Origin of the sequence: Rhodococcus sp. NPDC059968, from assembly GCF_042738615.1 — a bacterium.
In the GTDB taxonomy this organism is placed as follows: domain Bacteria; phylum Actinomycetota; class Actinomycetes; order Mycobacteriales; family Mycobacteriaceae; genus Rhodococcus_F.
In genome coordinates this window covers 171,058-193,805 of record NZ_JBHWUE010000004.1, presented here as the reverse complement: position 1 = coordinate 193,805, position 22,748 = coordinate 171,058, and the positions used below count along the sequence as shown (strand labels likewise).

At 68.9% G+C, this 22,748-nt stretch carries 21 protein-coding genes; 5 read left to right on the top strand and 16 right to left on the bottom strand.

Annotated features, from left to right (window positions below; all coding sequences use genetic code 11):
• Positions 1-31: 31 nt before the first annotated feature.
• Positions 32-181 (bottom strand): Rv1535 domain-containing protein, encoded by a 150-nt coding sequence (locus tag ACFWAY_RS06405; RefSeq protein ID WP_378458514.1) that lies wholly within the window; start codon positions 179-181, stop codon positions 32-34.
• A gap of 63 nt (positions 182-244) precedes the next feature.
• Here ACFWAY_RS06405 and ACFWAY_RS06400 point away from each other — a divergent pair, with 63 nt between their 5' ends.
• Positions 245-517 carry a hypothetical protein gene (locus ACFWAY_RS06400; RefSeq protein ID WP_378458499.1) on the top strand — a complete coding sequence of 91 codons (273 nt, stop codon included), beginning with the start codon at positions 245-247 and terminating at the stop codon, positions 515-517.
• A gap of 14 nt (positions 518-531) precedes the next feature.
• On the opposite strand, the gene ACFWAY_RS06395 is transcribed toward ACFWAY_RS06400, so the two are convergent.
• Both ACFWAY_RS06395 and ACFWAY_RS06390 read right to left on the bottom strand, forming a co-directional pair.
• Positions 532-1,035 carry a hypothetical protein gene (locus ACFWAY_RS06395; RefSeq protein ID WP_378458498.1) on the bottom strand — a complete coding sequence of 168 codons (504 nt, stop codon included), beginning with the start codon at positions 1,033-1,035 and terminating at the stop codon, positions 532-534.
• A 113-nt stretch (positions 1,036-1,148) separates the two neighbouring features.
• Complete coding sequence (locus ACFWAY_RS06390; RefSeq protein ID WP_005563493.1) at positions 1,149-1,418, bottom strand: ANTAR domain-containing protein; 270 nt, start codon at positions 1,416-1,418, stop codon at positions 1,149-1,151.
• A gap of 135 nt (positions 1,419-1,553) precedes the next feature.
• Here ACFWAY_RS06390 and ACFWAY_RS06385 point away from each other — a divergent pair, with 135 nt between their 5' ends.
• The gene (locus ACFWAY_RS06385; protein WP_378458497.1) at positions 1,554-2,651 is read left to right on the top strand and encodes a GIY-YIG nuclease family protein; all 1,098 of its coding nucleotides are present in this window, start codon (positions 1,554-1,556) and stop codon (positions 2,649-2,651) included.
• 37 nt (positions 2,652-2,688) lie between these two features.
• Here the strand turns inward: ACFWAY_RS06385 and ACFWAY_RS06380 are convergent, their stop codons facing one another.
• The gene (locus ACFWAY_RS06380) at positions 2,689-3,591 is read right to left on the bottom strand and encodes an MSMEG_6728 family protein (protein ID WP_378510170.1); all 903 of its coding nucleotides are present in this window, start codon (positions 3,589-3,591) and stop codon (positions 2,689-2,691) included.
• Between the two features lie 163 nt (positions 3,592-3,754).
• On the opposite strand from ACFWAY_RS06380, the gene recC reads away from it, so the two are divergent.
• The 3 genes from recC to recD are packed head-to-tail and all read left to right on the top strand — an operon-like array spanning position 3,755 to position 12,188.
• Positions 3,755-7,015 carry an exodeoxyribonuclease V subunit gamma gene (gene recC / locus ACFWAY_RS06375; RefSeq protein WP_378510169.1) on the top strand — a complete coding sequence of 1,087 codons (3,261 nt, stop codon included), beginning with the start codon at positions 3,755-3,757 and terminating at the stop codon, positions 7,013-7,015.
• Positions 6,973-10,323 carry a UvrD-helicase domain-containing protein gene (locus ACFWAY_RS06370; protein ID WP_378510168.1) on the top strand — a complete coding sequence of 1,117 codons (3,351 nt, stop codon included), beginning with the start codon at positions 6,973-6,975 and terminating at the stop codon, positions 10,321-10,323. Before recC ends, ACFWAY_RS06370 begins: the two co-directional genes overlap by 43 nt.
• Positions 10,320-12,188, top strand: coding sequence for an exodeoxyribonuclease V subunit alpha (recD, locus tag ACFWAY_RS06365; RefSeq protein ID WP_378510167.1), 1,869 nt, complete (start codon positions 10,320-10,322; stop codon positions 12,186-12,188). The genes ACFWAY_RS06370 and recD overlap by 4 nt, the downstream gene beginning before the upstream one ends.
• Here the strand turns inward: recD and ACFWAY_RS06360 are convergent.
• The 12 genes from ACFWAY_RS06360 to ACFWAY_RS06305 form a co-directional block, all read right to left on the bottom strand.
• Positions 12,106-12,636, bottom strand: coding sequence for a hypothetical protein (locus ACFWAY_RS06360; RefSeq protein WP_378510166.1), 531 nt, complete (start codon positions 12,634-12,636; stop codon positions 12,106-12,108). The two genes, recD and ACFWAY_RS06360, sit on opposite strands and share 83 nt — an antisense overlap.
• Positions 12,637-12,655: 19 nt before the next feature.
• A complete protein-coding gene (locus ACFWAY_RS06355) occupies positions 12,656-13,147 on the bottom strand; it encodes a DUF4188 domain-containing protein (RefSeq protein WP_378510165.1) in 492 nt (163 codons plus the stop codon).
• 130 nt (positions 13,148-13,277) lie between these two features.
• On the bottom strand, positions 13,278-13,772 hold the full coding sequence (locus ACFWAY_RS06350) for a pentapeptide repeat-containing protein (RefSeq protein ID WP_378453726.1): 495 nt from the start codon (positions 13,770-13,772) through the stop codon (positions 13,278-13,280).
• 213 nt (positions 13,773-13,985) lie between these two features.
• On the bottom strand, positions 13,986-14,378 hold the full coding sequence (locus ACFWAY_RS06345; protein WP_378453725.1) for an excalibur calcium-binding domain-containing protein: 393 nt from the start codon (positions 14,376-14,378) through the stop codon (positions 13,986-13,988).
• Between the two features lie 289 nt (positions 14,379-14,667).
• Positions 14,668-15,396: a hypothetical protein gene (locus ACFWAY_RS06340; protein WP_378453724.1), complete on the bottom strand. Its 729-nt coding sequence runs from the start codon at positions 15,394-15,396 to the stop codon at positions 14,668-14,670.
• Between the two features lies 1 nt (position 15,397).
• The gene (locus tag ACFWAY_RS06335) at positions 15,398-16,780 is read right to left on the bottom strand and encodes an L-serine ammonia-lyase (RefSeq protein ID WP_378510164.1); all 1,383 of its coding nucleotides are present in this window, start codon (positions 16,778-16,780) and stop codon (positions 15,398-15,400) included.
• 4 nt (positions 16,781-16,784) lie between these two features.
• Positions 16,785-17,198: a glycine cleavage system protein H gene (locus ACFWAY_RS06330; protein WP_378510163.1), complete on the bottom strand. Its 414-nt coding sequence runs from the start codon at positions 17,196-17,198 to the stop codon at positions 16,785-16,787.
• Between the two features lie 152 nt (positions 17,199-17,350).
• Positions 17,351-18,028, bottom strand: coding sequence for an aminotransferase class IV (locus tag ACFWAY_RS06325; RefSeq protein WP_378510162.1), 678 nt, complete (start codon positions 18,026-18,028; stop codon positions 17,351-17,353).
• Positions 18,029-18,057: 29 nt separating this feature from the next.
• Positions 18,058-18,924 carry a dihydropteroate synthase gene (gene folP, locus ACFWAY_RS06320; protein WP_378510161.1) on the bottom strand — a complete coding sequence of 289 codons (867 nt, stop codon included), beginning with the start codon at positions 18,922-18,924 and terminating at the stop codon, positions 18,058-18,060.
• A 74-nt stretch (positions 18,925-18,998) separates the two neighbouring features.
• Complete coding sequence (locus ACFWAY_RS06315) at positions 18,999-19,592, bottom strand: sarcosine oxidase subunit gamma (RefSeq protein ID WP_378510160.1); 594 nt, start codon at positions 19,590-19,592, stop codon at positions 18,999-19,001.
• A complete protein-coding gene (locus ACFWAY_RS06310) occupies positions 19,585-22,449 on the bottom strand; it encodes a 2Fe-2S iron-sulfur cluster-binding protein (protein WP_378510159.1) in 2,865 nt (954 codons plus the stop codon). Before ACFWAY_RS06310 ends, ACFWAY_RS06315 begins: the two co-directional genes overlap by 8 nt.
• Complete coding sequence (locus ACFWAY_RS06305) at positions 22,446-22,724, bottom strand: sarcosine oxidase subunit delta (protein ID WP_005252386.1); 279 nt, start codon at positions 22,722-22,724, stop codon at positions 22,446-22,448. The genes ACFWAY_RS06310 and ACFWAY_RS06305 overlap by 4 nt, the downstream gene beginning before the upstream one ends.
• Positions 22,725-22,748: the final 24 nt, after the last annotated feature.

Sequence of the window (22,748 nt, the reverse complement as noted above, 5' to 3'; positions counted from 1 at the left end):
CACCGGGGCTGCTCGAAAAGTTTGCGGGCGATCAGTCGACGATCTCGATCACGCCCGCGCGCAGCAGCACGGCGTACACCTCCCGCAGCGGTGGAGTGAGGACGCGAGTGACCGCCCCGGTCAACGGGTCCCCGGCGGCGGAGAAGACACCGGCAGCGGTCTGGGCGACAGAACTCAGCACGACTCACACGGTCCGCGATCAAGGTGGCTGACCGGGAAACGGCACGGACAAGGGAGACGAACTATGGCCCAACGAACGTCGGAGGCGGAGTCGCAGAGCGACGCCGTCCAGCGGGTGCGGGAGGCCCACAGCTTCGCGGTGCAGCTACCGATCCTCGGCAAGGTGCCGCTGCCGCGTCCCGAGCAACTGGCATTCTTCGCGGCGATCGGACTGCTCGCCGCAGTCGAGATCATCGAATGGCCGGTCGCCCTGACCATCGCGGCAGGACACATCCTGATCACCGATCAGCACAACCGCGCCGTCCAGGAGATCGGGGAGGCACTGGAAGGCGCGTGACGCGGAAGTCCGGATCAGGCGGGCGGGCAGGCCGGTGACGTCAACTGCGCGATCGCCACGATGGAACACGCCGTCGCCTTCGACAATTTCCACGTCCCGTTCTCGCCGGGTACGAAGATGGCGGGCAGGGTGTTCTGCTGCACCTGGCCGTTGATCGTCAACTGCAACTGCGCGCTGGCGCTGCCGTCGCCGTTGTCGATCACCGGGTCCAGAACCTGGACCTGCGCACCCGCCTGCTGCGAGGCGGCAGCGACCTGATTGAACAGGTTCGGATCCTGCTCGGAACCCTCCACCATCGCGATCTTCTCCTCGAGAGGAGTGGCCGGGTCGAGGCCCTTTGCCAGCAGGGCGTTGAGTTCGGCCGCGGTCGGCAGTACGAGGTCGGCGGTGGTTTCGGTCGCGGCGGTCGTGGTCGTGGTGGTCGCGCTCGGCCCGGCAGGCTCGTCGGAACCACATGCGGACATCGTGAGGGCTGCGGCGATCGCTACCGCGGCAACCGTGATTTTGCGGATCGTCAACTCAGTTACCTCTTCGTATCTCGGTGCGCTGGTCGTTCGGTCTCACATCGAGTCTGAAGGTTTGGGCAGCGTCGCGCCGTCGAAGCCAGAGAATTCTCAGACTTCGACCGAATTCAGGCCGCCGTACCGAACGCGCCACGGTACGGAGTGGCGTGGCTCCACTGCAGAGCCGCAGCGGTGACATCGGACGCGGGAAGGTCGTGGTGATGGGTCTGGATGAACGCGATCAGTGCGCGGGCGGTGCGCGCGAGGGCGACCTTGTGGCGGCGGGAGGTCTCCGCAAGTTCGGTGAACGCATCGTTCTCGGAGCATCCGCGATAGGCGATGAGGATGCCGACCGCGATGTCGACGGCCGTGCGGGTGGAGTAGCTGGGCGCTGTCATGAATGTTCTCCCAACCTGCGTCGGAATGGGTACCACTCCATCCTCCCGCACTCGGTAGGACGTCGAAAGGGTTCGAATCGCCTCGAGCCTTCCTCGTGCGAGTTCTTCACCCAGGTTTTCCCTTACGGTAGGGACATGGCTACCGTCTGGACGATCCCGATCGACATCACTTCTCGCTGGCTCGACAATTCCGAGGTCCAGACTTTCCTCGCGTCCAACGACCTGGACAACGCGGCACCCGACCCCCGGGTGCGGTTCGCGCAGTTCGCGGACGTCACGAAGTCGCTGGAACGGCACATCGGGCACACCTTCTCCTCGGTGCAGGGCGCGGCCACCGCACTCTTCGACGGCATCGACGGCGGTGTCCCCGTCGCGTTGAAACTGGCGGCGCTGCGACTGATTCTGAGAGAGGTGTACCAGACCCGCCACGCGCCGCAGCCGTTCCCGAAGCGGGTGGGTGAGGAACTCGGCACCTACGTCTACGCGCTTCTCGATCCCCGCAACAGGTCGGTGTTCTACGTCGGCGCCGGGCGCGGCACCCGGGTGTACGGCTACGTGTGGGAGGCGTTGGCCGAGAACGAGCACCGGCAGACGCTCGAGGATCCGGAAACCGACAGCGCCGAGGTGAAGGCCGCGACGATCGCTCGCATCCGCGAGATCTACGACTCCGGCCACGAGGTCGAGCACTACATCGTGGCGCATCGGATCGCCGACAGCGGTGGCGTCGCCGACGCGGTGCGCAACGGCGTCGTGGGTGCGCTGGGGCTGAACGAGGGTGCGGTGCTCAGCAATCTCGCCGGTGGCGCGGGCGAACATCGCGTGGTGCGCGTCGACGACCTCGTGTTGCAGTACGCAGCGGAACCTGTCCCGAACCTGCCGACTCCCTGCGTCGTCCTCGAGGTGCCCGCCGCGTCCCGGCGTGGCGTGACGTCGGAGGAGGTGTACGAACTGTCCCGTGGCGCGTGGGCGGCAGGTGCTGCTGTGCGCAACACAGACGACATTCCGGTGATCGTGTTCGCGGACAACATCGTTCGTGCCGCATACCGTGCCAAGTCCTGGTCGTCGGTGGCACGGCCCGGTGACGCAGCGCTGTGGCGGTTCACCGCCGAGTCCGACACCGAACTGGAGAGCCAATTCGTGAACAAGCGAATCGTTCCCGCCCAGGTCGGCCTGAAGAAGTGGCCCACCCACGGCTGGGTCCCGCACCTCACGCAGGCGCGCCCCGGCCGCTAACGTGAGTGGCAAAGCGTGCCCCGGCACACTTTGCCACTCACGTGGGGGTGTGTAGTCGCAGAACGGGTAGCGAGTCGAATCCCCGCGGCGGAGCGCTCGACGACGTGACAACCAGTCCGTACCGTTCGGGGTTCGGAACCGACTGGCCGCGGCGAAAGAAGCGGATGCGGCCTGGGTCGCCCGCTTCGCTGTTCATCGCCTCCAGGTCTTCCGGAGTCGGTTGCCGGGCGATGGACGGGGTTGCGGCCTTGGTGTCGCCCGCCGTCACCGTGGGTGCCTCGTCGTCGTCGGGAACGGGATCGGCGTCGAGGATCACGGCGGTCAGTCCGGGGCGCACCAGGCTCGCCGCGACGACTGTCGCCGGATCGGGCGCCTCCGCCGACGCGGACCGACCGAGGTTCAGGCTGCGCAGCAGATCCCAGCTGTCCGAGGCACCGGCCGCGGTCTCCGCTTCTGCCGGCGTCAGTACCTCGCGCGGGTCGGCGCTGCGCAACGGCCATCGGGGATACACGGGCGTTGGCCAGACGTACCCGCCCTCCCCGCGCCACCCGGGCGGGTACGCATCGGGAGCCTTCTCGGCGAGAACCCGGCGATGACTGGTGTGGACGGCGTCGTCCCCGAGCCACGGTGGTAGCAGGCCGTGATCGCGGAGTTGCTCGTAACTGTCGGTGCGCCCAGCGGTGTACTCGAGCAGTTGGGGTGCGAGAGCGTCGGCATGACCGCGTGCCGACCACTCGCGACACATCGCGACGCCGTACGAGACGAGCGCGGGGGTGAAGCCGCGCCACATCGCGGTCGCGGGATGACGCTTCCATCCGTACGACGGCCAGACGAGGGCGCGCAGGATCTGGAAAGTCTCCACCCGCTGCTTGCCCAGTCGCCGGTCGTCGAGCAGTTTCGCGCTGCGGGCGAATCCCGGATCGGGGACGAACGTCTGCATCCTGCCTCCAGGGCCGGGAACCAGTTCAACCAGGCTAACCGCATGTGAGTGCTGATGCGTGCCCCGGCACGCTTCGCCACTCACGTGCGCTGGGTGGCCCTCACACGTCGGTGGGTTGTGGTAAGTCTGAGCCGACCGGAGTTGGGGAGCGAAGGGAGGCCACGTGCTCGTACTGCATCGCGCCGAGCGTTCCGCCACTCTCGCGTCGGCACTCGGCGACGTGCTCGCGACCCCGCTGTCCGATCCGTTCGCCCGGGAGGTCGTCGCGGTCCCGGCGAAGGGTGTGGAGCGCTGGCTCACGCAGCGACTCTCGACCGCGCTGGGTGCCCGGCCCGACGTCGGCGACGGCGTCGCCGCGAACATCGACTTCCCGTCACCGACCCGGCTCGTCGACGAGTGCCTCGCCGCTGCCACGGGGGTGTCCGCGGACGACGACCCGTGGAATTCGTCCCGGGTGCTGTGGGCGCTGCTCGGCGTCGTCGACGACTGCCTCGGTGAGCCCTGGTGTGCCGTCCTCGCGAAACACCTCGGGCACGGTCTCCCGGACTGCGACCCGGACGATCACCGGCCGGGCCGGCGCTACGCCACCGCGTCACACCTCACCGACCTGTTACGGAGTTACGCCGCACAGCGGCCGGCGATGCTGGTCGACTGGGCCGGAGGTCGCGACACCGACGGTGCGGGCGGTTTACTCGACGACGACCTTCTCTGGCAGGCCGAACTGTGGCGACGGTTGCGTGAGCGTGTCGGTAGTCCTGCCCCCGCCGAGCGGCTCGACTCCGCCTGCGCCCGGCTGCGCGAGGAACCGTACCTCGTCGAACTCCCCGCCAGGCTGTCGCTGTTCGGCCCGACACGTCTCGCGACCGATCAGATCGCCGTCCTCGCCGCCCTTGCCGCCAATCGTGATGTGCACCTGTGGCTTCCGCATCCGAGTCCCGCCATGTGGTCGTCGTTGTCGACGGTGAACAGTGTTCTCGCCCGCGCCGACGATCACACCGCGCTGTCCGTCTCCCACCCGCTGTTGTCGAGCCTGGCTCGGGACGTTCGCGAACTCGAGTCGAGGCTGACCCGCCTCGACGTCGACGACATCCACCACGAGGGGCCTGCACCCCGAGATTCCCTGCTGGGGTGCCTGCAAGCGGACGTCAGGGACGACCGGGCACCCGCGCTCGCCGAGTGCACGGCAGACGCCTCCGTCCAGGTCCACGCGTGCCACGGGCCGGCCCGTCAGGTGGAGGTCCTGCGCGAATGTCTCCTCCATCTCTTCGAGGACGATCCGACTCTCGAGCCGCGCGACGTGCTCGTCATGTGCCCCGACGTCGAGTCCTACGCCCCGCTGATCCGGGCCGCGTTCGGGCAGGACGTGCTCGGCCATCCCGGCCATCGGCTGCGGGTCCGGCTCGCCGATCGTGCCCTGCACCAGACCAATCCGGTTCTTGCCGTCGTGTCGACGCTCCTCGAACTCGCCGACGCGAGGGTGACGGCGAGTCAGGTCCTGGACCTGTCGGCGGCCGCGCCGGTGCGCAGGCGGTTCCGGTTCGGCGACGACGACCTCGAACGGATCCGGGAATGGGCGACCGCGACGGGCGCCCGCTGGGGAATCGGGCCACGGCAGCGCGCGGCGTTCGGACTCGGCGACTTCCCGCAGAACACGTTCACCACCGCGCTCGACCGCATTCTGCTGGGCGCCGCGGCCGACGAGTCGGAAGGCGAATGGCTCGCCCTGGCGCTACCGCTGGACGACGTCGACAGCAACGACATCGACCTCACCGGGCGGCTGGCCGAATTCGTCGACCGGCTCGACGTCGCGCTGCGCGGGCTCGGCGGGCCGCAGTCGGTCGCGGACTGGTCGAGCGCGCTCACCCGGGCGCTCGACCTCCTCGTCGACGTCAGCGCCGCCGACACGTGGCAACTCGCGCAGGCGCGAAGAGAACTCGGGGCGGCGATGGAACACGGCGGCGACGCGGTTCTGCGACTGTCGGACGTGCGCGCCATGCTGGCCACCCGGCTCGCGGGCCGTCCCACCCGCGCGAACTTCCGCACGGGCGAGCTGACGGTATGCACCATGGTGCCGATGCGGTCGGTGCCGCACCGCGTCGTCGTTCTCCTCGGCCTCGACGACGAAGTCTTCCCGCGGGGCGTCAGCGTGGACGGCGACGACGTGCTGGCTCGTAATCCCCTTCTCGGCGAACGTGACCCGCGCAGCGAGGATCGGCAGCTGCTGCTCGACGCCGTGATGTCGGCGAGTGAGAAACTCCTGCTGTTCTACACGGGCGCCGACCCCGTCACCGGCATGTCCCGGCCGCCGGCGATCCCGCTGTCCGAGCTGCTCGACGCGGTGGCGGCCACCGTCGGGAGCGATGCCCTGCCCGGGATCGTGACCCGGCATCCGTTGCAGCCGTTCGATGCACGCAACTTCCGGCCTGAGCACCCGTTCAGTTTCGACCGGGCGGCGCTGGCCGGTGCCCGTGCCGCGCAGCACCCGCCCGAACCAGAGCCGGCGTTCCTGCCGGCGCCGTTGGTGCCGCTGCAGCGGGAGGACGTCGATCTCGCCGACCTCATCGCGTTCCTGGTGCACCCGACGCAGGCGTTTCTGCGGCAACGGCTCGGGTTGCGGGTCCCCGACGTGGACGAGGACCTCGCCGACGCACTGGACGTGTCGCCCGATCCGCTGGCCCGATGGGATCTCGGGCAGAGGATGCTCGTCGCGAGGCTGGCGGGAGTCGAACTGGCAGACTTCCGCGCCGCGGAGTGGCGCCGAGGGACGTTGCCGCCGTTCAAGTTGGGGGAGTCGGTGCTCGGCGGAATCGAGCACGCGGTCGAGTCGCTCGTCGCCGTCAGCGGGTCCGTGCACGTCGGGCGCGCGGAGACCGTGGACATCGATGTCGATCTCGGGTCCGGACGGCGCCTCACCGGGACCGTCGGCGGTGTGCACGGATCGGTGATCGCGAGCACCACGTATTCGAGGTTGGGACCGAAACACCGCCTCGCGGCATGGGCGCAGTTGCTGGCAGTCGCGGCGTCCGGCAACGAGACCGAGTGGACTGCGGTCACGACCGGCCGCGGCGCGTACAGCCGTCCGGCGTGGCGCTCGACCCTCGCAGCACCCGAGAACGCAGTGGAGGAGTTGGTGCGACTCGTCGAACTGCGCGATCTCGGGCTGCACGGGCCGCTGCCGATCGCCACGGGCGCGTCGGCGGCGTATGCCGAACGACGCCACGGCGGCAGCAGCATGGAGGACGCGGTCGAGGCGGCCCGCAAGGAATGGAGCAGTGATTTCGGTGACTCACGCGACCGGCACATCACGTACGTGTACGGGTCGTCACCGGGCATCGACGTCCTCGGCGACACGGTGACCATCGAGCATTACGCCCGGCAATTGTGGGCGCCGCTGCTCGCCGCGGAGACGTTGGCGCAGCCGTGACCGGCGCGCGAGGCTTCGACCTGCTCGGTCCGCTGCCGGAGGGTACGACGGTGCTCGAGGCGAGCGCCGGTACCGGCAAGACGTACGCGATCGTCGGCCTGGCCGCCCGCTTCGTCGCCGAGGGCGGCGTGGACCTGTCCCAGCTGTTGCTGGTGACGTTCAGCCGGGCGGCGACGCAGGAGCTGCGGGAACGCACCCGTGAACGATTCGGTTCCGCCGCAGCCGCATTGGTCGATCCCGCAGCGGCGCGGCTGAGCGCGGATCAGTTGATCCGGCACCTCGCCGAGGGCGACACCGACGCGGTGGCGTTACGGCGCCGGCGCCTGCTGCAGGCGCTGTCGGACTTCGACGCCGCCACCATCGTCACCACCCACAGCTTCTGTCAGCGCATGCTCGACGGGCTCGGCATCGCGGGCGAACGCGACCCCGACACGGTGCTGGTCGAGGCGGCCGACGACCTCACGACCGAGGTGATCGCCGACCTGTACCTGCGGGCCTACAGTCGCGTCGAGGTCGCGCCGTTCACTCCGGCGGAGGCCACGGCCGCCGCGCGGGCCGCGATCTTCGACCCGCAGGCCGTGCTCGCCCCGGAAGATGCGCGGGGCACCCCGGCCGGGGATCGGGTGGCGTTCGCGGAGGCGGTGCGCGCAGAAGTCGAGCGGCGCAAACGCGCGGTGGGTCTGCGTGACTTCGACGATCTCCCGATGCTCCTCCATCGCGTCCTCAGCGATCCTGAGCACGGTGCGGCGGCCTGCAGGCGTGTCCGCGAACGCTACGGCGTCGTGCTCGTCGACGAGTTCCAGGACACCGACCCGCTGCAGTGGGACATTCTGCGCCGGACGTTCCACGGCAGCGGAACGCTGGTGCTCGTCGGCGATCCGAAGCAGGCCATCTACGCGTTCCGTGGGGCGGAGGTGCTCAGCTATCTGGACGCGGTGCGGTCGGCCGACCGTCATCAGGAGTTGACCACCAACTGGCGCAGCGATCAGGAACTCCTCGACGGCCTCGAATTTCTGCACGGCGGCGCCGCGCTGGGGCATCCCGAGATCGTGGTGCACCGCGTCGACGGCGCGAGACCGAAGTCGCGTCTGACGGGTGCCGCGCCACTACGGCTGCGGTATCTGCCGCGGACGGGCGCCGGGCCGATCAACAAGTCGGGATACCCGGCGGTGGGGCCGCTCCGGAAGCGGATCGCGGCAGATCTCGCCGCCGACATCGTCGCCCTCCTCGACGGTGGCGCGACACTCGACGTCGGGGGGAGCGTCCGACCCGTCGAACCCGGCGACATCGCCGTCCTGGTGCGCACCAACGCGCAGATCACACTGGTCCACGACGCCCTAGACCGGGCGGGTGTGCCGTCCGTGCTCGCCGGCGGGGCCAGCGTCTTCACGACTCCGGCTGCGCAGCACTGGCTCTGGATTCTGCAGGCCATCGAGCAACCGCACCGTTCCGACCGGGTGCGGCTGGCCGCGCTCACCCCGCTGCTGGGACACACGGCCGAGGAACTCGATGCCCGCGGCGACGACATCGTCGCGGAGGTCGGCGGGCAGCTCCGCGAACTCGGTGCGGTGTTCGCGCAGTCCGGCTTCGCGGCCCTGTTCGAACGACTGTCCGCGGTCGGCGCGCTGGAGGCGAGACTGCTTCGGGTGGCAGCGGGCGAGCGGGCGCTGACCGATCTCCGGCACGTCGCGCAGTTGCTCAACAGTGCCGCCGTCGAGCAGTCGCTCGGTCTGACGGCCGTCACCCGCTGGCTCACCGAACGCATGAAGGATCCGTCCTCCGGTGGGGTGGACCGCAGCCGACGGCTCGACAGTGATGCGGCAGCGGTGCAGATCGCGACCGTCCACGCCAGCAAGGGTCTCGAATTCCCGCTCGTCTACCTGCCCTACGCCTGGGACGCCGCCAAGATTTCGAAGCCGAGCAAACTGCTGCTGCACGACGACGACGGGCGACGCATCCTCGACGTCGGTGGCCCGGGCAGCCCCGGCTACGCGGAACGCAAAAACCGGCACGACGCCGAAGAGGCAGGGGAGGAGCTGCGGCTGCTGTATGTCGCGGTCACCCGGGCGATGTGCGGGCTCGTGGTGTGGTGGGCGCCGGCGTTCACGACCGCAGGCGCACCGCTGCACCGGATGATCCTGGGGCGGCCGCCCGGACAGCGGGAGGTCCCGCCGAAGGTCACCGTTCCCGAGGATCCGGTTGTCGCGAAACGGTTGTCCGCGTGGGGTGCGGCAGCTCCGGAGACGGTGACCGTCGAGGCGGTGGGTTCCGACCCGATCGGGCCGGTCGGATGGACACCAGAGCGTGAGCCCAGCGGAGACCTGGAAGCTGCTCGCTTCCGGCGGCTGCTCGACACGCGCTGGCGTCGCACGTCGTATTCGGCGTTGACCGCGTCCGCTCACGACGCGCCCGCGGTGGGCAGTGAGGCCGAGGTCGAGGAGAAGACGGACGAACCGGCCGAACCCCCGTTGCAGGCGCCGGCCGACGTCACCGCGGGTGTGCCGTCGACGATGAACGCACTGCCCGGAGGCGCGACGTTCGGCACGCTCGTCCACGCCGTCTTCGAGATCGTCGACACCGCGGCACCCGATCTGGACGCAGAAGTCCTGCGGTGCTGCCGCGACGTGATCGTTTCGACCCTGTCGGACATCGACCCCGCCCAGCTGGCAATGGCGCTGGTGCCCGTGCTGCGGACTCCCCTCGGCGCGGGGACCGAACCGACACTCGCCGACATCGCACCCGCAGACCTGCTGGCGGAGCTCGACTTCGAACTGCCGCTCGCCGGCGGCGACACACCCTCGCTCACCGTGATGCTCGACGGCGTCGGCAGGCTGCTGCACACCCACCTTGCCGTCGGCGATCCGCTGCGGTCGTACGCCGACGCCGTGCAGACGCTTGAGCCGACCCCGCTGCGCGGGTACCTCACCGGCAGCATCGACGCCGTGCTGCGATTGCCCGGACCGCGGTACGTCGTGGTCGACTACAAGACCAACCGCCTCGCGCAGGGCGACCTGACGACCGCGCACTACACCCGAGAGAGCATGGCCGCCGAAATGTTGCGGGCGCACTATCCGCTGCAGGCATTGCTGTATTCTGTTGCGTTGCACCGCTACCTGCGCTGGCGGCAACCGAACTACGATCCGGCGGTGCACCTCGGTGGCGTCCAGTATCTGTTCGTGCGCGGAATGGTCGGCCCCGACACCCCGCCGGGCTGTGGTGTCTTCGACTGGGCGCCGCCCGCCGCGCTGATCACCGAGCTGTCCGATCTGCTGTCCGGGTCGGCCTCAGAGCACGAGGGGACGCGATGACCGAGGTGCAGATGGCGCAGCGCGGCAAGGGGATGCTGCGGGTCTTCAACGAGGCCGGTGTGCTGGCCGCCGCGGACGTGCACGTCGCGTTGCGGTTGTCCGCGCTCGGAGGCGAATCGTCGGAAGACGTCGTACTGGCGACGGCGCTGGCGGTGCGCGCGGTGCGGTCCGGCTCGGTGTGCCTGGACCTGACGCGGATCCGTGAGGTGACCGTCGACGAGGAGTCCGAAGTCGATCTCGACGCACTGCCCTGGCCGGACGACGGCACCGTCGTCGAGGCACTGCGGCGGAGTCCGCTGGTCACGGGTGGTTCGGCGGGACCGCTGCGACCGCTGCGGCTCGTCGACACGGCCGAGGGTGGGCTGCTCTACCTCGACCGGTACTTCCGGCAGGAAGCGACCATCCGGCGGGTACTCGACCAGCGCGCCGTCGGGCATCCCCTCGTCGACGAGCAGTCGCTGCGGGAGGGCTTGGCCGCGTTGTTCCGCGACCAGCACGACGTCGACGCTCCGGCTCCGTCTCCGGATCGGCAGCGGATCGCCGCCGCGGTGGCCGCCACGCAGTGGACGTCGGTGGTGGTCGGCGGACCCGGAACGGGCAAGACGCACACCGTCGCCCGGGTGCTGGCGTTGCTGACCAGGCAGCCCGGGCCGGGGCTCCGTATCGCGCTCGCCGCACCCACCGGGAAGGCCGCGGCGCGGTTGCAGGAGTCGGTATCCGAACAGTCCGACGCACTCGGGTTGCCGTCCGACCTGACCGCGATGACGCTGCATCGGCTGCTGGGTTGGCAGCGCGGACGCGGCAGCCGGTTCCGCTACAACGCGAACAATCACCTGCCGTACGACGCGATCGTGGTCGACGAGACGTCGATGGTGTCGCTGACGATGATGTGCCGGCTCCTCGAGGCGGTCCGCCCGGACACTCGGTTGGTGCTAGTAGGCGACCCGGATCAGCTGACGTCCGTCGACGCGGGCGCGGTCCTGGCCGATCTCGTGGCCCGGCCGGTGACGGGAACCGAGTACCCGGTGCTTGCCAGGATCGTCGGCGACGACCTGGAGGCAGCCGACGACCCGCTCGAAGCCGCCTTGAGTGCGGGCGAACGGGACAGATTGCGTGGCGGAGTGGTCCGGCTCAGCCGCGGGCGGCGATTCGGCGGCGGCATCGCTCAGCTGGCCGTTGCGGTGCGGAAGGGCGAACCGGACGAGGTCATGGAGATCCTGTCGAGCGGTGCCCCCGAGGTGTCGTTTCACGGTCCCGACGACCTGGAGGCACTGCGAGCGGATGTGGTGGGGACGGCCGCCGCGGTCACCGGGTCCGCGGAATCCGGCGATGCCTTTGCTGCGCTGCGGCATTCGGAGGAGCACCGGCTGTTGTGCGCGCACCGGGAAGGTCCGTACGGTGTGCAGTGGTGGGCGCGGCAGGCGATGGAGTGGATAGGGGCGGCGACGGGGCAGCGACTGAACCCGGATCGCTGGTACCCGGGCCAGCCGCTGATGGTGACTGCCAATGATCACGAAACGAAGATCTACAACGGCGACACCGGCGTGATCGTGCGCCGCGACGACGACGAACTCGTCGCCGCGTTCGTGCGCGGCAACGAACCGTTCCTGTTGCATCCGACGCATCTGTCCGCCGTGCAGACGGTGTACGCGATGACGATTCACCGCAGTCAGGGCAGTCAGTACGACACTGTGTCCGTGGTTCTTCCCGGCGAGGCGTCGTCGCTGCTGACTCGCGAATTGCTGTACACCGCGATCACCCGTGCACGAAAGCACGTGCGGATCATCGGGTCCGAGGATGCAGTGCGGGCGGGAGTACAACGCCGGGTGCTGAGGGCGAGTGGGCTTCGGAGGGCGATTCTGTAGCACGGCTCCGCAGGGAGGAGATCACGACGGCGAGAGTTGCCGACAAGAACACGATCTGCAGGAGTGTGCGGGGGATCAGCGCTTCGAACGGTCCCGTCGAAAGTCCCTCCACGGCGGCGTACACGTTCGCCGGGAACATCAGAATCAGCAGGGCGGTGAGGCAGCCTGCCGCCCACGGCGCGGTGCGTCGTATCAGCAGGCCCGCGGCGCCGGCCAGTTCGAGCAGACCGGTGACGGTCACCAGTAGCGCGGGATTCGGCAGCGACGGCGGGACCATGTCGACGAGTTCCGCACGCATCCCGACGAAGTGGGCCATGCCGGTCAGCGTGAACATGGCCGCGAGTCCGCCCCGCAGGGCGACAGGCCACGGCCGGAACCGGCGCACACCCGCCGCCCCTGCGACGAGGAGTGCCAGAGTGACGGCAACGAGGGCGATCAAGGGTTCCATGGTCCTTCTCCTGAATCGATCACTGTTCGTGGGTGTTGTTACTGCGGGACAGCCGGTCTCGGGCGCGGCTGAACTTCTGTGCGACGGGCACGCGTGCAGTGGCGCGAGCCAGGCCCATCGCCGGCGTGCCGACGTAGATCGACTCGGCGCGGTCCACCGGATAGGTCTCGTGCCAGACGCCGACCGCACCGGGTGCCTTGCGGGCCCGCCGGTTGAATGCGGCCCAGGCCGGACGGTGCTTCGCCTGGCTGTCACTGGCGTAGGCGTAAAGCTTGTCGACGGAGTGCCAGTACTGGATCACTGTCGGGCCACGCCCCTCGAACGTCAGGCGGTAGCCCATCAGGCCCGAATCCGGGTCCTCGGACAGCTCGCGCAGCATCTTCGGCATCGCGAGCAAGGTGGGCAGCCACAGGTCCGGTCGCCAGGGTCGGTTGATGGTCATCCCGATCAGGAAGACCACCAGTTCGCCGTCGTAGTGGTGCGTCGAACGGGTGGGTTCGATCGTCGTCATCGGATGCCTCCCAAGCTTGGATACCAGTACTATCTAATAATGGATAGTGCGAGTATCCAATGTCAAGGGGTGTGGGCATGCAAAACCCGGACCGCGCAGTGCGCGGCCCGGGTGAAGGGTCAGGAGTGGACTACGGCGCCGGAGCCGGCGGCGTCACCGGGACGACCGAGGCGAGTGCGCGCTGGTGGGCGTCGGTGGACCATTCGGGCTCGGTCGTGATGTTCATGTCCCCGACGATCGTGCCGAAGATGTCGATGTCCGTGCTGTACAGGATCACCGCGTTGCGCTGCGAATCCGTGAAGTTCGTACCGGTGATGTTCGCATCGCTCAGATCGGCGTACGACAGATTCGCGGCAGCGAAGTTGGTGCCGGTGAGGTTCGCTCGTTTCATGTTCGCACCCGACAGGTCGGCGAAGCTCAGGTTCAGACCCGCCAGATTCGCGGAACTCAGATCGGCGCCGGGGCAGGTCGTGCGATCGTCGGGGTTCGGATTCGCCACAATCTTGCAGCCGTTGATCTCGGTGAGGACGTCCGCCGCGGCCGTTCCGGTGCCCGCAGTGATTGCGGCACCCCCGGCCAGCGCGACCGCGCCCAGTGTCAGAACCCTGAAATGTGTCCTGCTCATGCCGGACTGCCCCCTCGCGTAGAACCTCAACCGTCATCGCCGAACTTAGTGCCGAGCGCCCTGCGCCGCACGGGGAATGGCGACACCTGCACGTCGGAGGCGTTGTGAGACACAAACGCACCCCTTCTCGGTGGACGCACCCGTTCTAGGGCTGGAAAAGGGGTGCGTGGGCGCAGAAGGGGTGCGTCTGTCGGATGGCGCGCCGGCGATGGACTACTCGCAGGCGATGCCGTCGTTGTCGCGGTCGAGGTGCGGCGCGTAGCCGTCCTGGCCGCGGTAGATGGGCGTCACGCCGGCATTGCGGGCCTCGGTGCAGTTCTTGTAGCCCGCGCGAGGTGCGGGAGCCTGCGGTGCCGGCGGCGCGACCTGCGGTGCGGGGGCTGCCTGCGGGGCCGGCGCGACCTGCGGTGCGGGTGCCGGTGCTGCCGGAGCGGCGGGCGAGGGCGGCAGGAGGGGGTTCACGGCGTCGGCCGAACCGCTCGGAATCAGGGACGCAATATCCGGGGGAAGGAAGTCGAAGATCGTCGCCGCCTGTGCGGAGGGCGCGGCTGCCATCGAAATGGCGGCACAACCGAGGACGCTGAGAACTAACCGTCGAGCCTTCATATTTACCTCGTTCGGGGGGTGGGGTGGGGCCTCGACAGGACCACCGGCACATGCACCTCGCGACAGTGCTTCGTGATTTCGATCCCGTCTGCCGATGATGGTAGCCGCGACCGAAAGATCCTGTGACACAGGCGGCTCCGCTGTCGGTCATGCGAATGACAGCGGTAGTCGCGCGGCCCGCTGGATCTGAAACGCACCCTTTCTCGGTCGAGGCACCCCTTCTGGTGCCCGAATAGGGGTGCGTCTGCTCAGAAGGGGTGCATACGCTGTCAGCGCTGCGGGAGAACGGTCACCCGGACCTGCCGCGGACATTCGTCGACACTGTGCTCGCGGCCGCGCAGTAATCGACCCGCGGGAGCAGATGCGCGGCGGCCGTCCGCCACGGGTCGAGCAGGGTCTCGAAGTGTGCGCTGGTGAAATCGTGCCGCCCGACGAGATCCGACACCGTGTGCGCTGCCGCCGCGTCGCGCACCGCGGTCGCGATATCCGCGCACAGTCGCTCGTCCTCGCGCAATGTCGCCTCGTCCATGAAGTGCCGTTCCCAGGCGGCGTCCTGGGCGCGGTACCAGGACTTGATCCGGCCCGCCTCCCAGGCCGCATCGCGTGCGCAGATCCAGGCGCCGAGCCGTCGGCGGCTGTCGACGACGCTCCTCGTCCGCGTCAATGCTCCGAAGTGCCCGTGCAGGAGGGCTGCCGCTTCCACGGCATGTCGCACGACGTCCGGCCAGTTCGGGCCGAAGCTCTGCTCGCACTCGTACTCCGTGACGGCGAACGTGTCGAGGGCGGACAGCGCGTCGTCCACGACGTCGAGGTGGAGAAGGTCCGAGCCCGGCAGCTCGCGTCGGCTCAGCAGTTGGAAGGCCACGAACGCGTCCCCGCGGACCGGTGCACAGTGCACGAGAACGTCGAGCACCGAGAGCCGGGTCTCGGGCGCGTAGTCGCCGCGCTCCCGTACCGGGTGCCGGCGGATGAACTGCGCGGCGCGGGCAGGGAGAAGGCGGAGTTCGTCGGTGATCATGTCAGCACTCGACGAAGTTGACCGGGACGTTGACGGCCAGACCGCCGGTCGACGTTTCCTTGTACTTCGACAGCATGTCTGCGCCGGTCGAGCGCATCGTCTCGATCACCTGGTCGAGGCTGACCCGGTGGGTGCCGTCGCCGCGCAGTGCCATGCGAGCAGCGTTGATGGCCTTGCCCGCCGAGATCGCGTTGCGTTCGATGCACGGAATCTGCACCAGCCCTTCGATGGGATCGCAGGTGAGACCGAGGCTGTGCTCCATCGCGATCTCCGCGGCATTCTCCACCTGTTCGATCGTGCCGCCCAGGATCTCCGCAAGCCCGGCAGCGGCCATGGACGCCGCCGATCCCACCTCACCCTGGCAGCCGACCTCGGCGCCGGAGATCGACGCGCGTTCCTTGTACAGCGATCCGACGGCGCCGGCGGCGAGGAGGAAGCGGATCGCGGTGTCGTCGGGATCCGACTTCCCGGCCGGGGTGTAGTGAACGGCGTAGTGCAGCACCGCGGGGATGATGCCCGCGGCCCCGTTGGTCGGCGCGGTGACGATCCGGCCGCCGGATGCGTTCTCCTCGTTGACGGCCAGAGCGACGAGGTTGACCCAGTCCTCGGCGAAGGCGGGATCACGGTGCGGGTCTTCCTGATTCAGACGGAGGTACCAGTCGCGTGCGCGCCGGCGCACGCGCAGGGCGCCGGGAAGAATTCCGTCGCGCGCGATCCCGCGCTTCTCGCATTCCACCATGACGTCGCGGATATGGAGGAGCCGTTCGTAGATCTCCACGGTCGACCGCGTTTCGCGTTCGAACTGGAGCATCACGTCACTGATGGCGTAGCCGTGGCGTGCCGCGACGTCGAGGAGTTCCTTGGCGGACCCGAACGACAGTCCGCCGGTGGCCGTGGCCGGCGGCTGCGCGCTCTCCGCTTCGGTGACGACGAAGCCGCCGCCGACGGAAAAGTAGATTTCGCTGTGGATCTCGACGCCGCCGGCGGTGGACGCGGTGATTCTCATCCCGTTCGGGTGCAGCGGCAGAATGGTCAGCGGATGGAGGACGATTTCGTCTTCGGCGAGCGCGACCTCGTGCGATCCGCCGACCCTGATGCGCCGGGTGCTGCGCATCTCCTCGAGTCGTCGTTCCATCTCCTCGGTCTCGATCTTCTCGGGAAAGTACCCCTCGAGTCCGAGCAGCACCGCGGACATCGTTCCGTGGCCCGCTCCCGTTGCTGCGAGCGACCCGTACAGGTCGACGCGGATGTCCGCTACTGCGGGCAGGGCGTCGAGGGCGCGGAGGTCGGAGACGAACCGCGCGGCGGCGCGCATCGGTCCGACGGTGTGCGAACTCGAGGGGCCGACGCCGACGGAGAACAGGTCGAACACGCTGATGGTCATGGGATTACACCGCCTCACTGAGTTCGTTCGCGTATTGCGCGGGGGTGAGGAGTCCGTAGGCGGACGACGTCGGCGAGGGGAGGACGGCGAACAGCCAGCCACGGTGGAACGGGTCGTCGGCGACGAGTTGCGGATCCGCGAGGGCGTCGGTATTCGTCATCGTGACGAGTCCGCTGATCGGCGCGTACACCGTGACGACGGTCCGCACGGACGTCCACACGAGCGCGCAGGGGGCGCCGGCCTCGATCGTGCTGCGCACCGCCGGAAGTTCCAGCCCGACCACCTCGATCTCGTCGAGTGCCGTGTCCGTGACCCCGGCCCGGAGCGGATAGTCGGAGAAGCTCTGTCCCGGTGCGAGGGCCAACCAGCTGTGCGTTGCCGTGAACCGTCGATCCGAGGGAATCTTTCCAGCTCTCATGCCTTTTCCTTTGACAGTCGGGCGTTGTGGTCGCGGAGTCGCGCGTGTGATCCAACAGGTTCGATATTGATATATCAGTCTGTGTCATAACAGTAGGTCAGGTGCGGGGGTGGGTCAAGAGGTGGTCTGGAAAACGTCCGGAAGCGAAGCGGCTACGGCCGGAGCGTCGCGGGCAGCATGCCTTTCAGTGAGCTCGTCACGGCGAGCGCCTCGGCGGCCAGGAGATCGCCCGGCGTGAGAATGCGTTCGCGCATCAGCCCGCGGTCGAGCTGCCAGGACCGCTCGACACCCGGCAGACACCCCGACGACAATGGTGGCGTCCACCAGACGCCGTCGATCCGGGCGGCGAGATTCGCGATCGTGGTCTCGGTGACGTGCCCGAGTTCGTTGACCAGCACGACGTCGTCGGCCCCGGGATGGCGGTGTCGTCTGCGGTCGTATCGCTCGCGCAACGTCGTCTTGTGTCCGAGGAGGACGTCCCGGGAGTCGACGGGCTCGTCGTCGAGCACGAGAGACACCGAGGCGGGTGCGACCGGCGGCTCGCAGACATCGACGTCCACACCGCCGTCGCGGTGCAGGCGCACGCGGACCCGGGCCGGGCCGACGCCCGACAGTCGCTGCGCGAGGCGGCGCCGGACGTCTCGTTCCCGGAACTCGTACCCGAGCACGGCCGCGGAACGGGCCAGACGTCGCAGGTGACGCTCTCCGTGCCGCAAGCCGGTCCGCGGATCGTGATACATCGTCTCCATCAGCTGGGCACCGGCATCGATCAGCTGTGCCTCGGCTGTATCGATCGTCGCGAGACCGGCGGCGGACACGGAGGTGTTCACAGTGCGGAGACTCGATTCGACGCGTGACGTTAGCTGGCGGGACCACGATATACGAGTGCGCGGAGCACGGACACCGCGTCCACGGTGGCGGCGACGTCGTGCACCCGGAGCACGGCTGCCCCGTTCTGTGCGGCGATCAGGGCAGCGGCCACCGAGGCGGCCTGACGGTGCTCGACGCCGCGTCCGGTGATCGTGCCCAGCATGCCCTTCCTGGACAGTCCGGCCATCACGGGAACACCGAGATCGGCGATCTGGCGAAGCTCGGACAACAGCGCAAGGTTGTGGGTGAGGGTCTTGCCGAAGCCGAAGCCCGGGTCGATCATGATGTGCTCGAGGGGAATTCCCACGCCCCGGCAGGCGTCGACACGGTCGACGAGGAACTGGCGCACCTCGGACACGACGTCGCCGTATTCCGGCGACTTCTGCATCGTGTCGGGTTCGCCGCGCATGTGCATCAGGCACACGGGCACGTTCAGATCGGCGGCTGCCCGCAGTGCACCCGGAAGTCGCAGGGCACGAACATCGTTGATCATCGAAGCCCCTGCTGCGACCGCCTCCCGCATGACGTCCGGCCTCGAGGTGTCAACCGAGATCGGGATCGACGTCGACACCGCGAGAGCCGCGACTACCGGCACCACGCGGTCGATCTCGTCCGCGACGGACGGCGGGCGTGACCCGGGGCGGGTCGACTCGCCGCCGACGTCGAGAAGGTCGGCGCCCTCCGCGACCAGAGACAGGGCGTGCTCGACCGCGGCGGCGGTGTCGAGGTATCGGCCGCCGTCGGAGAACGAATCCGGGGTCACGTTGACGATGCCGCAGACCAGGGGAACGTGGCGTGTGAGAGCGTCGAGCAGTCGGTCGGGGCCGGCGGCGATGAGCGTCGGGGACGTCACCATCCGGGCACCTCCTTCCAGAAGGGGAATCGGTCCGGTGGACGGCGCCATGGCGTCCACCGGACCGACGCCGTCGCTTACACGGGGTCGACGCCGAACTCCTCGGCGGCGTCGATCAGCCACTCCGCGAGATACCGGGCGAACGACGACCGCACCAGGATCCGGTAATCGGTCCCCTCGTCGTCGAGCGCGATCAGGATCACGCCCGCGAGGCCGAGCATGGTTTGGACCGCGGCGCCGGGCCCGAAGGCCTTGGAGTGCAGATCCAGTGAGCAACCCTTCTCGAGAACGTCGCGGGCGTGGGTGCCGCGCAGCCGCAGGGTGGTTCGCTGTCCGGAGACGTCGATCGCGGCTCCGCCGTGCGGGGTCACCGCCGCCCGCAGGTCCGACTCGAGGGCGGGCGCCGACTGTGACCGCGTGGTGATCAGCCATTCCTCGGGACCGAGCCAGACGGCGGTGGTGGCGTCGGTGCCGGCGGACGTCGACGCGGCGGTGGGGAGGTCGAACCCGAGGACCGTCGCGGCGGCCGTAGCACCCGGTCCGGCCGGGTCGACCCACAGGTCGACCGTCGCGACGAACGGTTCCTCGGCGATGCCCACCGACTCGGGCAGCTCGGAGAATTTCTGGTCCCAGCCGTGCAGGGGGCTGAGGGGGACGAGGGTGTCAGCCATCGCGACGTGCTCCTTCGGGATCGACGAGGACGGAACTGGTGACCTCGACGGCGACCAGGTTTCCGTCGACCGGGACGTGCAGGGTGTCGCCGAGCCGGGCCCGGCCGCCCTTGACGAGGGCGAGCCCGAACGGGCGGCCGAGTTCGGCGCTGAGGTAGCTCGACGTGACGTGCCCGAGCATCGGCACCGGCGCGGGCGGCAGGATTCCGTCCAAGGCCTCTTCGATGATCTGCGCGCCTTCGGGTAGCACGGTCTGCTTGTCGAGGGGCAGCAGTCCGACGAACTGCTTGCGCAGCGGGTTCTGGTTCTCCGCCCGGGTGAAGGAGCGTTTTCCGATGAAGTCGCGCTTCTTCTTCGACACGGCCCAGCTCATCCCGAGGTCCTGCGGGGTGACAGTGCCGTCGGTGTCCTGACCGATGATCGGGTAACCCTTTTCGGCGCGCAGGACGTGCATCGTCTCGGTGCCGTACGGGGTGATGTCGAACTTCTCGCCCGCGGCGATCAGGCGCGCCCAGACCGCGGGTGCGTGCCAGCCGTCGACGTTGACCTCGAACGCGAGTTCGCCGGAGAAGCTGATCCGCGCGATTCGTACGTGGACGCCGCCGAGGGAGGTGTCGCGCCACGCCATGAACCCGAACGCGTCGTTGGTGACGTCGAGGTCGGGGAAGACCTCACCGATCACGTCGCGCGAGCGCGGTCCGACGACGGGGAACGTGGCCCACTGTTCGGTGACGGAGGTGAGCCGCACTTTCAGGTAGGGCCATTCGGTCTGCAGCCATTCCTCCATCCAGTCGAGGATCTTGGCGGCGCCGCCGGTGGTGGTGAAGACCTGGAACCGGTCCTCGGCCAGGCGCATCACGGTGCCGTCGTCGATGACCATGCCGTCGACCCCGCACATGACGCCGTAGCGGACCATGCCGACCTTCAGGGTGCTCATCATGTTCGTGTAGATCATGTCGAGCAGCACTCCGGCGTCGGGACCCTGGACATCGATCTTGCCGAGGGTGGAACCGTCGAGGATACCGATGCTGCGGCGCACGGCAGCGCATTCGCGTAGCACCGCAGCGTCCATGTCCTCCCCGGGGATGGGGTAGAAGCGGGGACGCTTCCACTGGCCGACGTCCTCGAACACCGCGCCGCGGCCGACGTGCCAATCGTGCAGTGCCGTCACCCGTTCGGGGTCGAAGAGGGCGCCGCGGCTGCGGCCGGCGAGGGCGGCGAACGCGACCGGGGTGTAGGGCGGCCGGAACGTGGTGGTGCCCAGTGTCTCTATCGGGCGGCCGAGCAGTTCGGCGGTGATGCCGGAGGAGATGACACCGGACGTCTTGCCCTGGTCGTGCGCGGTGCCGATGGTGGTGTAGCGCTTGATGTGCTCCATCGACGTCATGCCTGCGCCGACCGCGCGGGCGAGGTCGGCGACCGTGGCGTCGCGCTGCACGTCGACGAACTGGGTGTCCTCACCGGCGACGTCGCGCACCCGCCAGAGCACCAGCGGAGTGGACTGTTCGATCGCGGGTGCAGGTTCGGGGTCGATCGTGCGGGCGGGAACGGTGAAGCCGAGGTCGCGCATGATCGACTGACCGGCGGTCTGTCCGTCGCGCACGCACCCGTCCAGGTCGAACACACCGTTCGCGGACCCGGCGACGGAGACTCCCTCGAGGTTCTCGCCGGGTACGAAGGCACCGAGGTTCTCGTCGTAGCGGAGCTTGCCGCGGGCCTGGGAGAACAGGTGCACGGCCGGGTTCCAGCCGCCGCTGACGAGCAGGACGTCGCAGGCGAGGGGCACGCCGGCCCGGGAGTCGATCGCGCCGCGCGGGGCGACGACGGCGTGGCTGACCCGGCCGTCGCCGCGGGTGCCGCAGACAACGGATCCGGTGCGGACGGTGATGCCTCGCGTGTCGCATTCACGCTGCCAGCGGGCGGGTGCCTCGTCGCGTGCCTCGACGATCGCGTTGATCCGGACGCCCGCGTCGTGCAGGTCGATCGCGGCTTCGTACGCGCTGTCGTTGGTGGTGAACACGACGGCCTGCTCGCCCACCTTGACACCGTAGCGGTGCAGGAAGGTGCGGGCGCCGTGCGCGAGCATGATGCCCGGGCGATCGTTGTCGGTGAAGACGACGGGACGCTCGTGCGCTCCGGCGGCGACGAGGATGTGCCGGGCGCGGATCCGCCAGACGCGTTGGCGGCTCAGTGCAGCGGGGGCCTCGACACCGAGATGGTCGGTGCGACGCTGCAGCGCGAGGACGAAGCCGTCGTCGTAGTTGCCGAACGCGGTGGTGCGCTGCAGGTGCAGCACATCCGGGTAGGTGGCGAGTTCGGCGACCGCGGCCGCGACCCAGTCCAGGGCCGGGGCGCCGTCGACGAGGTCCGTGCTGCCGAGGAGGTCGCCGCCGGCTTCGCTCTGCTCGTCGACGAGCACCACCCGCGCACCCGCCCGGGCCGCGGTGAGAGCGGCAGCGAGACCGGCCGGTCCGGCGCCGGCGACGAGGAGTTCGGTGTGGACGTGCTTGGCGTCGTACTTCGCCGAATCGGCGATCTCGGCGAGCCGTCCCTGACCGGGAATGCCGCGGGCGACGAGGCCGTCGAACAACTCGATGGTGGTGGCGAGCAGCATCGGCTCGGGGAACGGCTCCTCGATCTGCACGAGACCACCGGTGTCCTCTGCCCACGCCGCGGTGATGCCTCGGGGCCGGCCGAGCTTGATGCTGGTGGTGATCTGGTGGACGCCGTTCGCGAGCAGGGCCGAGCCGAGCGTGTCACCGGGGTGACCGGTCAGTTCCCGGCCGTCGAACGTGAAGGTGTAGGAGGTGTCGCGGTCGAGTCGACCGCCCTGGCGGGTGCGGAAGGGTGCGTTCACGATATCGTCGGCTTCTGCTCGTCCAAGCGGTAGACGCTGTGGAATCGGTATGTGGCGGTGTCGCGTACGGCGTTGAACCAGCGTCGGCAGCCGGCGCTGTGGTTCCACCGTTCCGCGAAAAGACCTTTCGGGTTCGCGCGGAAGAACACGAAGTGTGCCCATTGCTCGTCGGTCAGCGATTCGGGGTCTTCCGGATACACGACGTGGGCTTCGCCGCCGTAGTGGAACTCGGTTTCCTCACGGGACCCGCACCACGGGCATTCGATGAGTTGCATTGTGGCTCCTGAATTTCAGTGCGC

Coding starts and splice junctions, on each gene's coding strand:
- ACFWAY_RS06400 (WP_378458499.1), top strand. CDS start 245: ATGGCCCAACGAACGTCGGAGGCGGAGTCGCAGAGCGACGCCGTCCAG.
- ACFWAY_RS06390 (WP_005563493.1), bottom strand. CDS start 1,418: ATGACAGCGCCCAGCTACTCCACCCGCACGGCCGTCGACATCGCGGTC.
- ACFWAY_RS06385 (WP_378458497.1), top strand. CDS start 1,554: ATGGCTACCGTCTGGACGATCCCGATCGACATCACTTCTCGCTGGCTC.
- ACFWAY_RS06380 (WP_378510170.1), bottom strand. CDS start 3,591: ATGCAGACGTTCGTCCCCGATCCGGGATTCGCCCGCAGCGCGAAACTG.
- recD (WP_378510167.1), top strand. CDS start 10,320: ATGACCGAGGTGCAGATGGCGCAGCGCGGCAAGGGGATGCTGCGGGTC.
- ACFWAY_RS06360 (WP_378510166.1), bottom strand. CDS start 12,636: ATGGAACCCTTGATCGCCCTCGTTGCCGTCACTCTGGCACTCCTCGTC.
- ACFWAY_RS06355 (WP_378510165.1), bottom strand. CDS start 13,147: ATGACGACGATCGAACCCACCCGTTCGACGCACCACTACGACGGCGAA.
- ACFWAY_RS06350 (WP_378453726.1), bottom strand. CDS start 13,772: ATGAGCAGGACACATTTCAGGGTTCTGACACTGGGCGCGGTCGCGCTG.
- ACFWAY_RS06345 (WP_378453725.1), bottom strand. CDS start 14,378: ATGAAGGCTCGACGGTTAGTTCTCAGCGTCCTCGGTTGTGCCGCCATT.
- ACFWAY_RS06340 (WP_378453724.1), bottom strand. CDS start 15,396: ATGATCACCGACGAACTCCGCCTTCTCCCTGCCCGCGCCGCGCAGTTC.
- ACFWAY_RS06335 (WP_378510164.1), bottom strand. CDS start 16,780: ATGACCATCAGCGTGTTCGACCTGTTCTCCGTCGGCGTCGGCCCCTCG.
- ACFWAY_RS06330 (WP_378510163.1), bottom strand. CDS start 17,198: ATGAGAGCTGGAAAGATTCCCTCGGATCGACGGTTCACGGCAACGCAC.
- folP (WP_378510161.1), bottom strand. CDS start 18,924: ATGGTGACGTCCCCGACGCTCATCGCCGCCGGCCCCGACCGACTGCTC.
- ACFWAY_RS06315 (WP_378510160.1), bottom strand. CDS start 19,592: ATGGCTGACACCCTCGTCCCCCTCAGCCCCCTGCACGGCTGGGACCAG.
- ACFWAY_RS06305 (WP_005252386.1), bottom strand. CDS start 22,724: ATGCAACTCATCGAATGCCCGTGGTGCGGGTCCCGTGAGGAAACCGAG.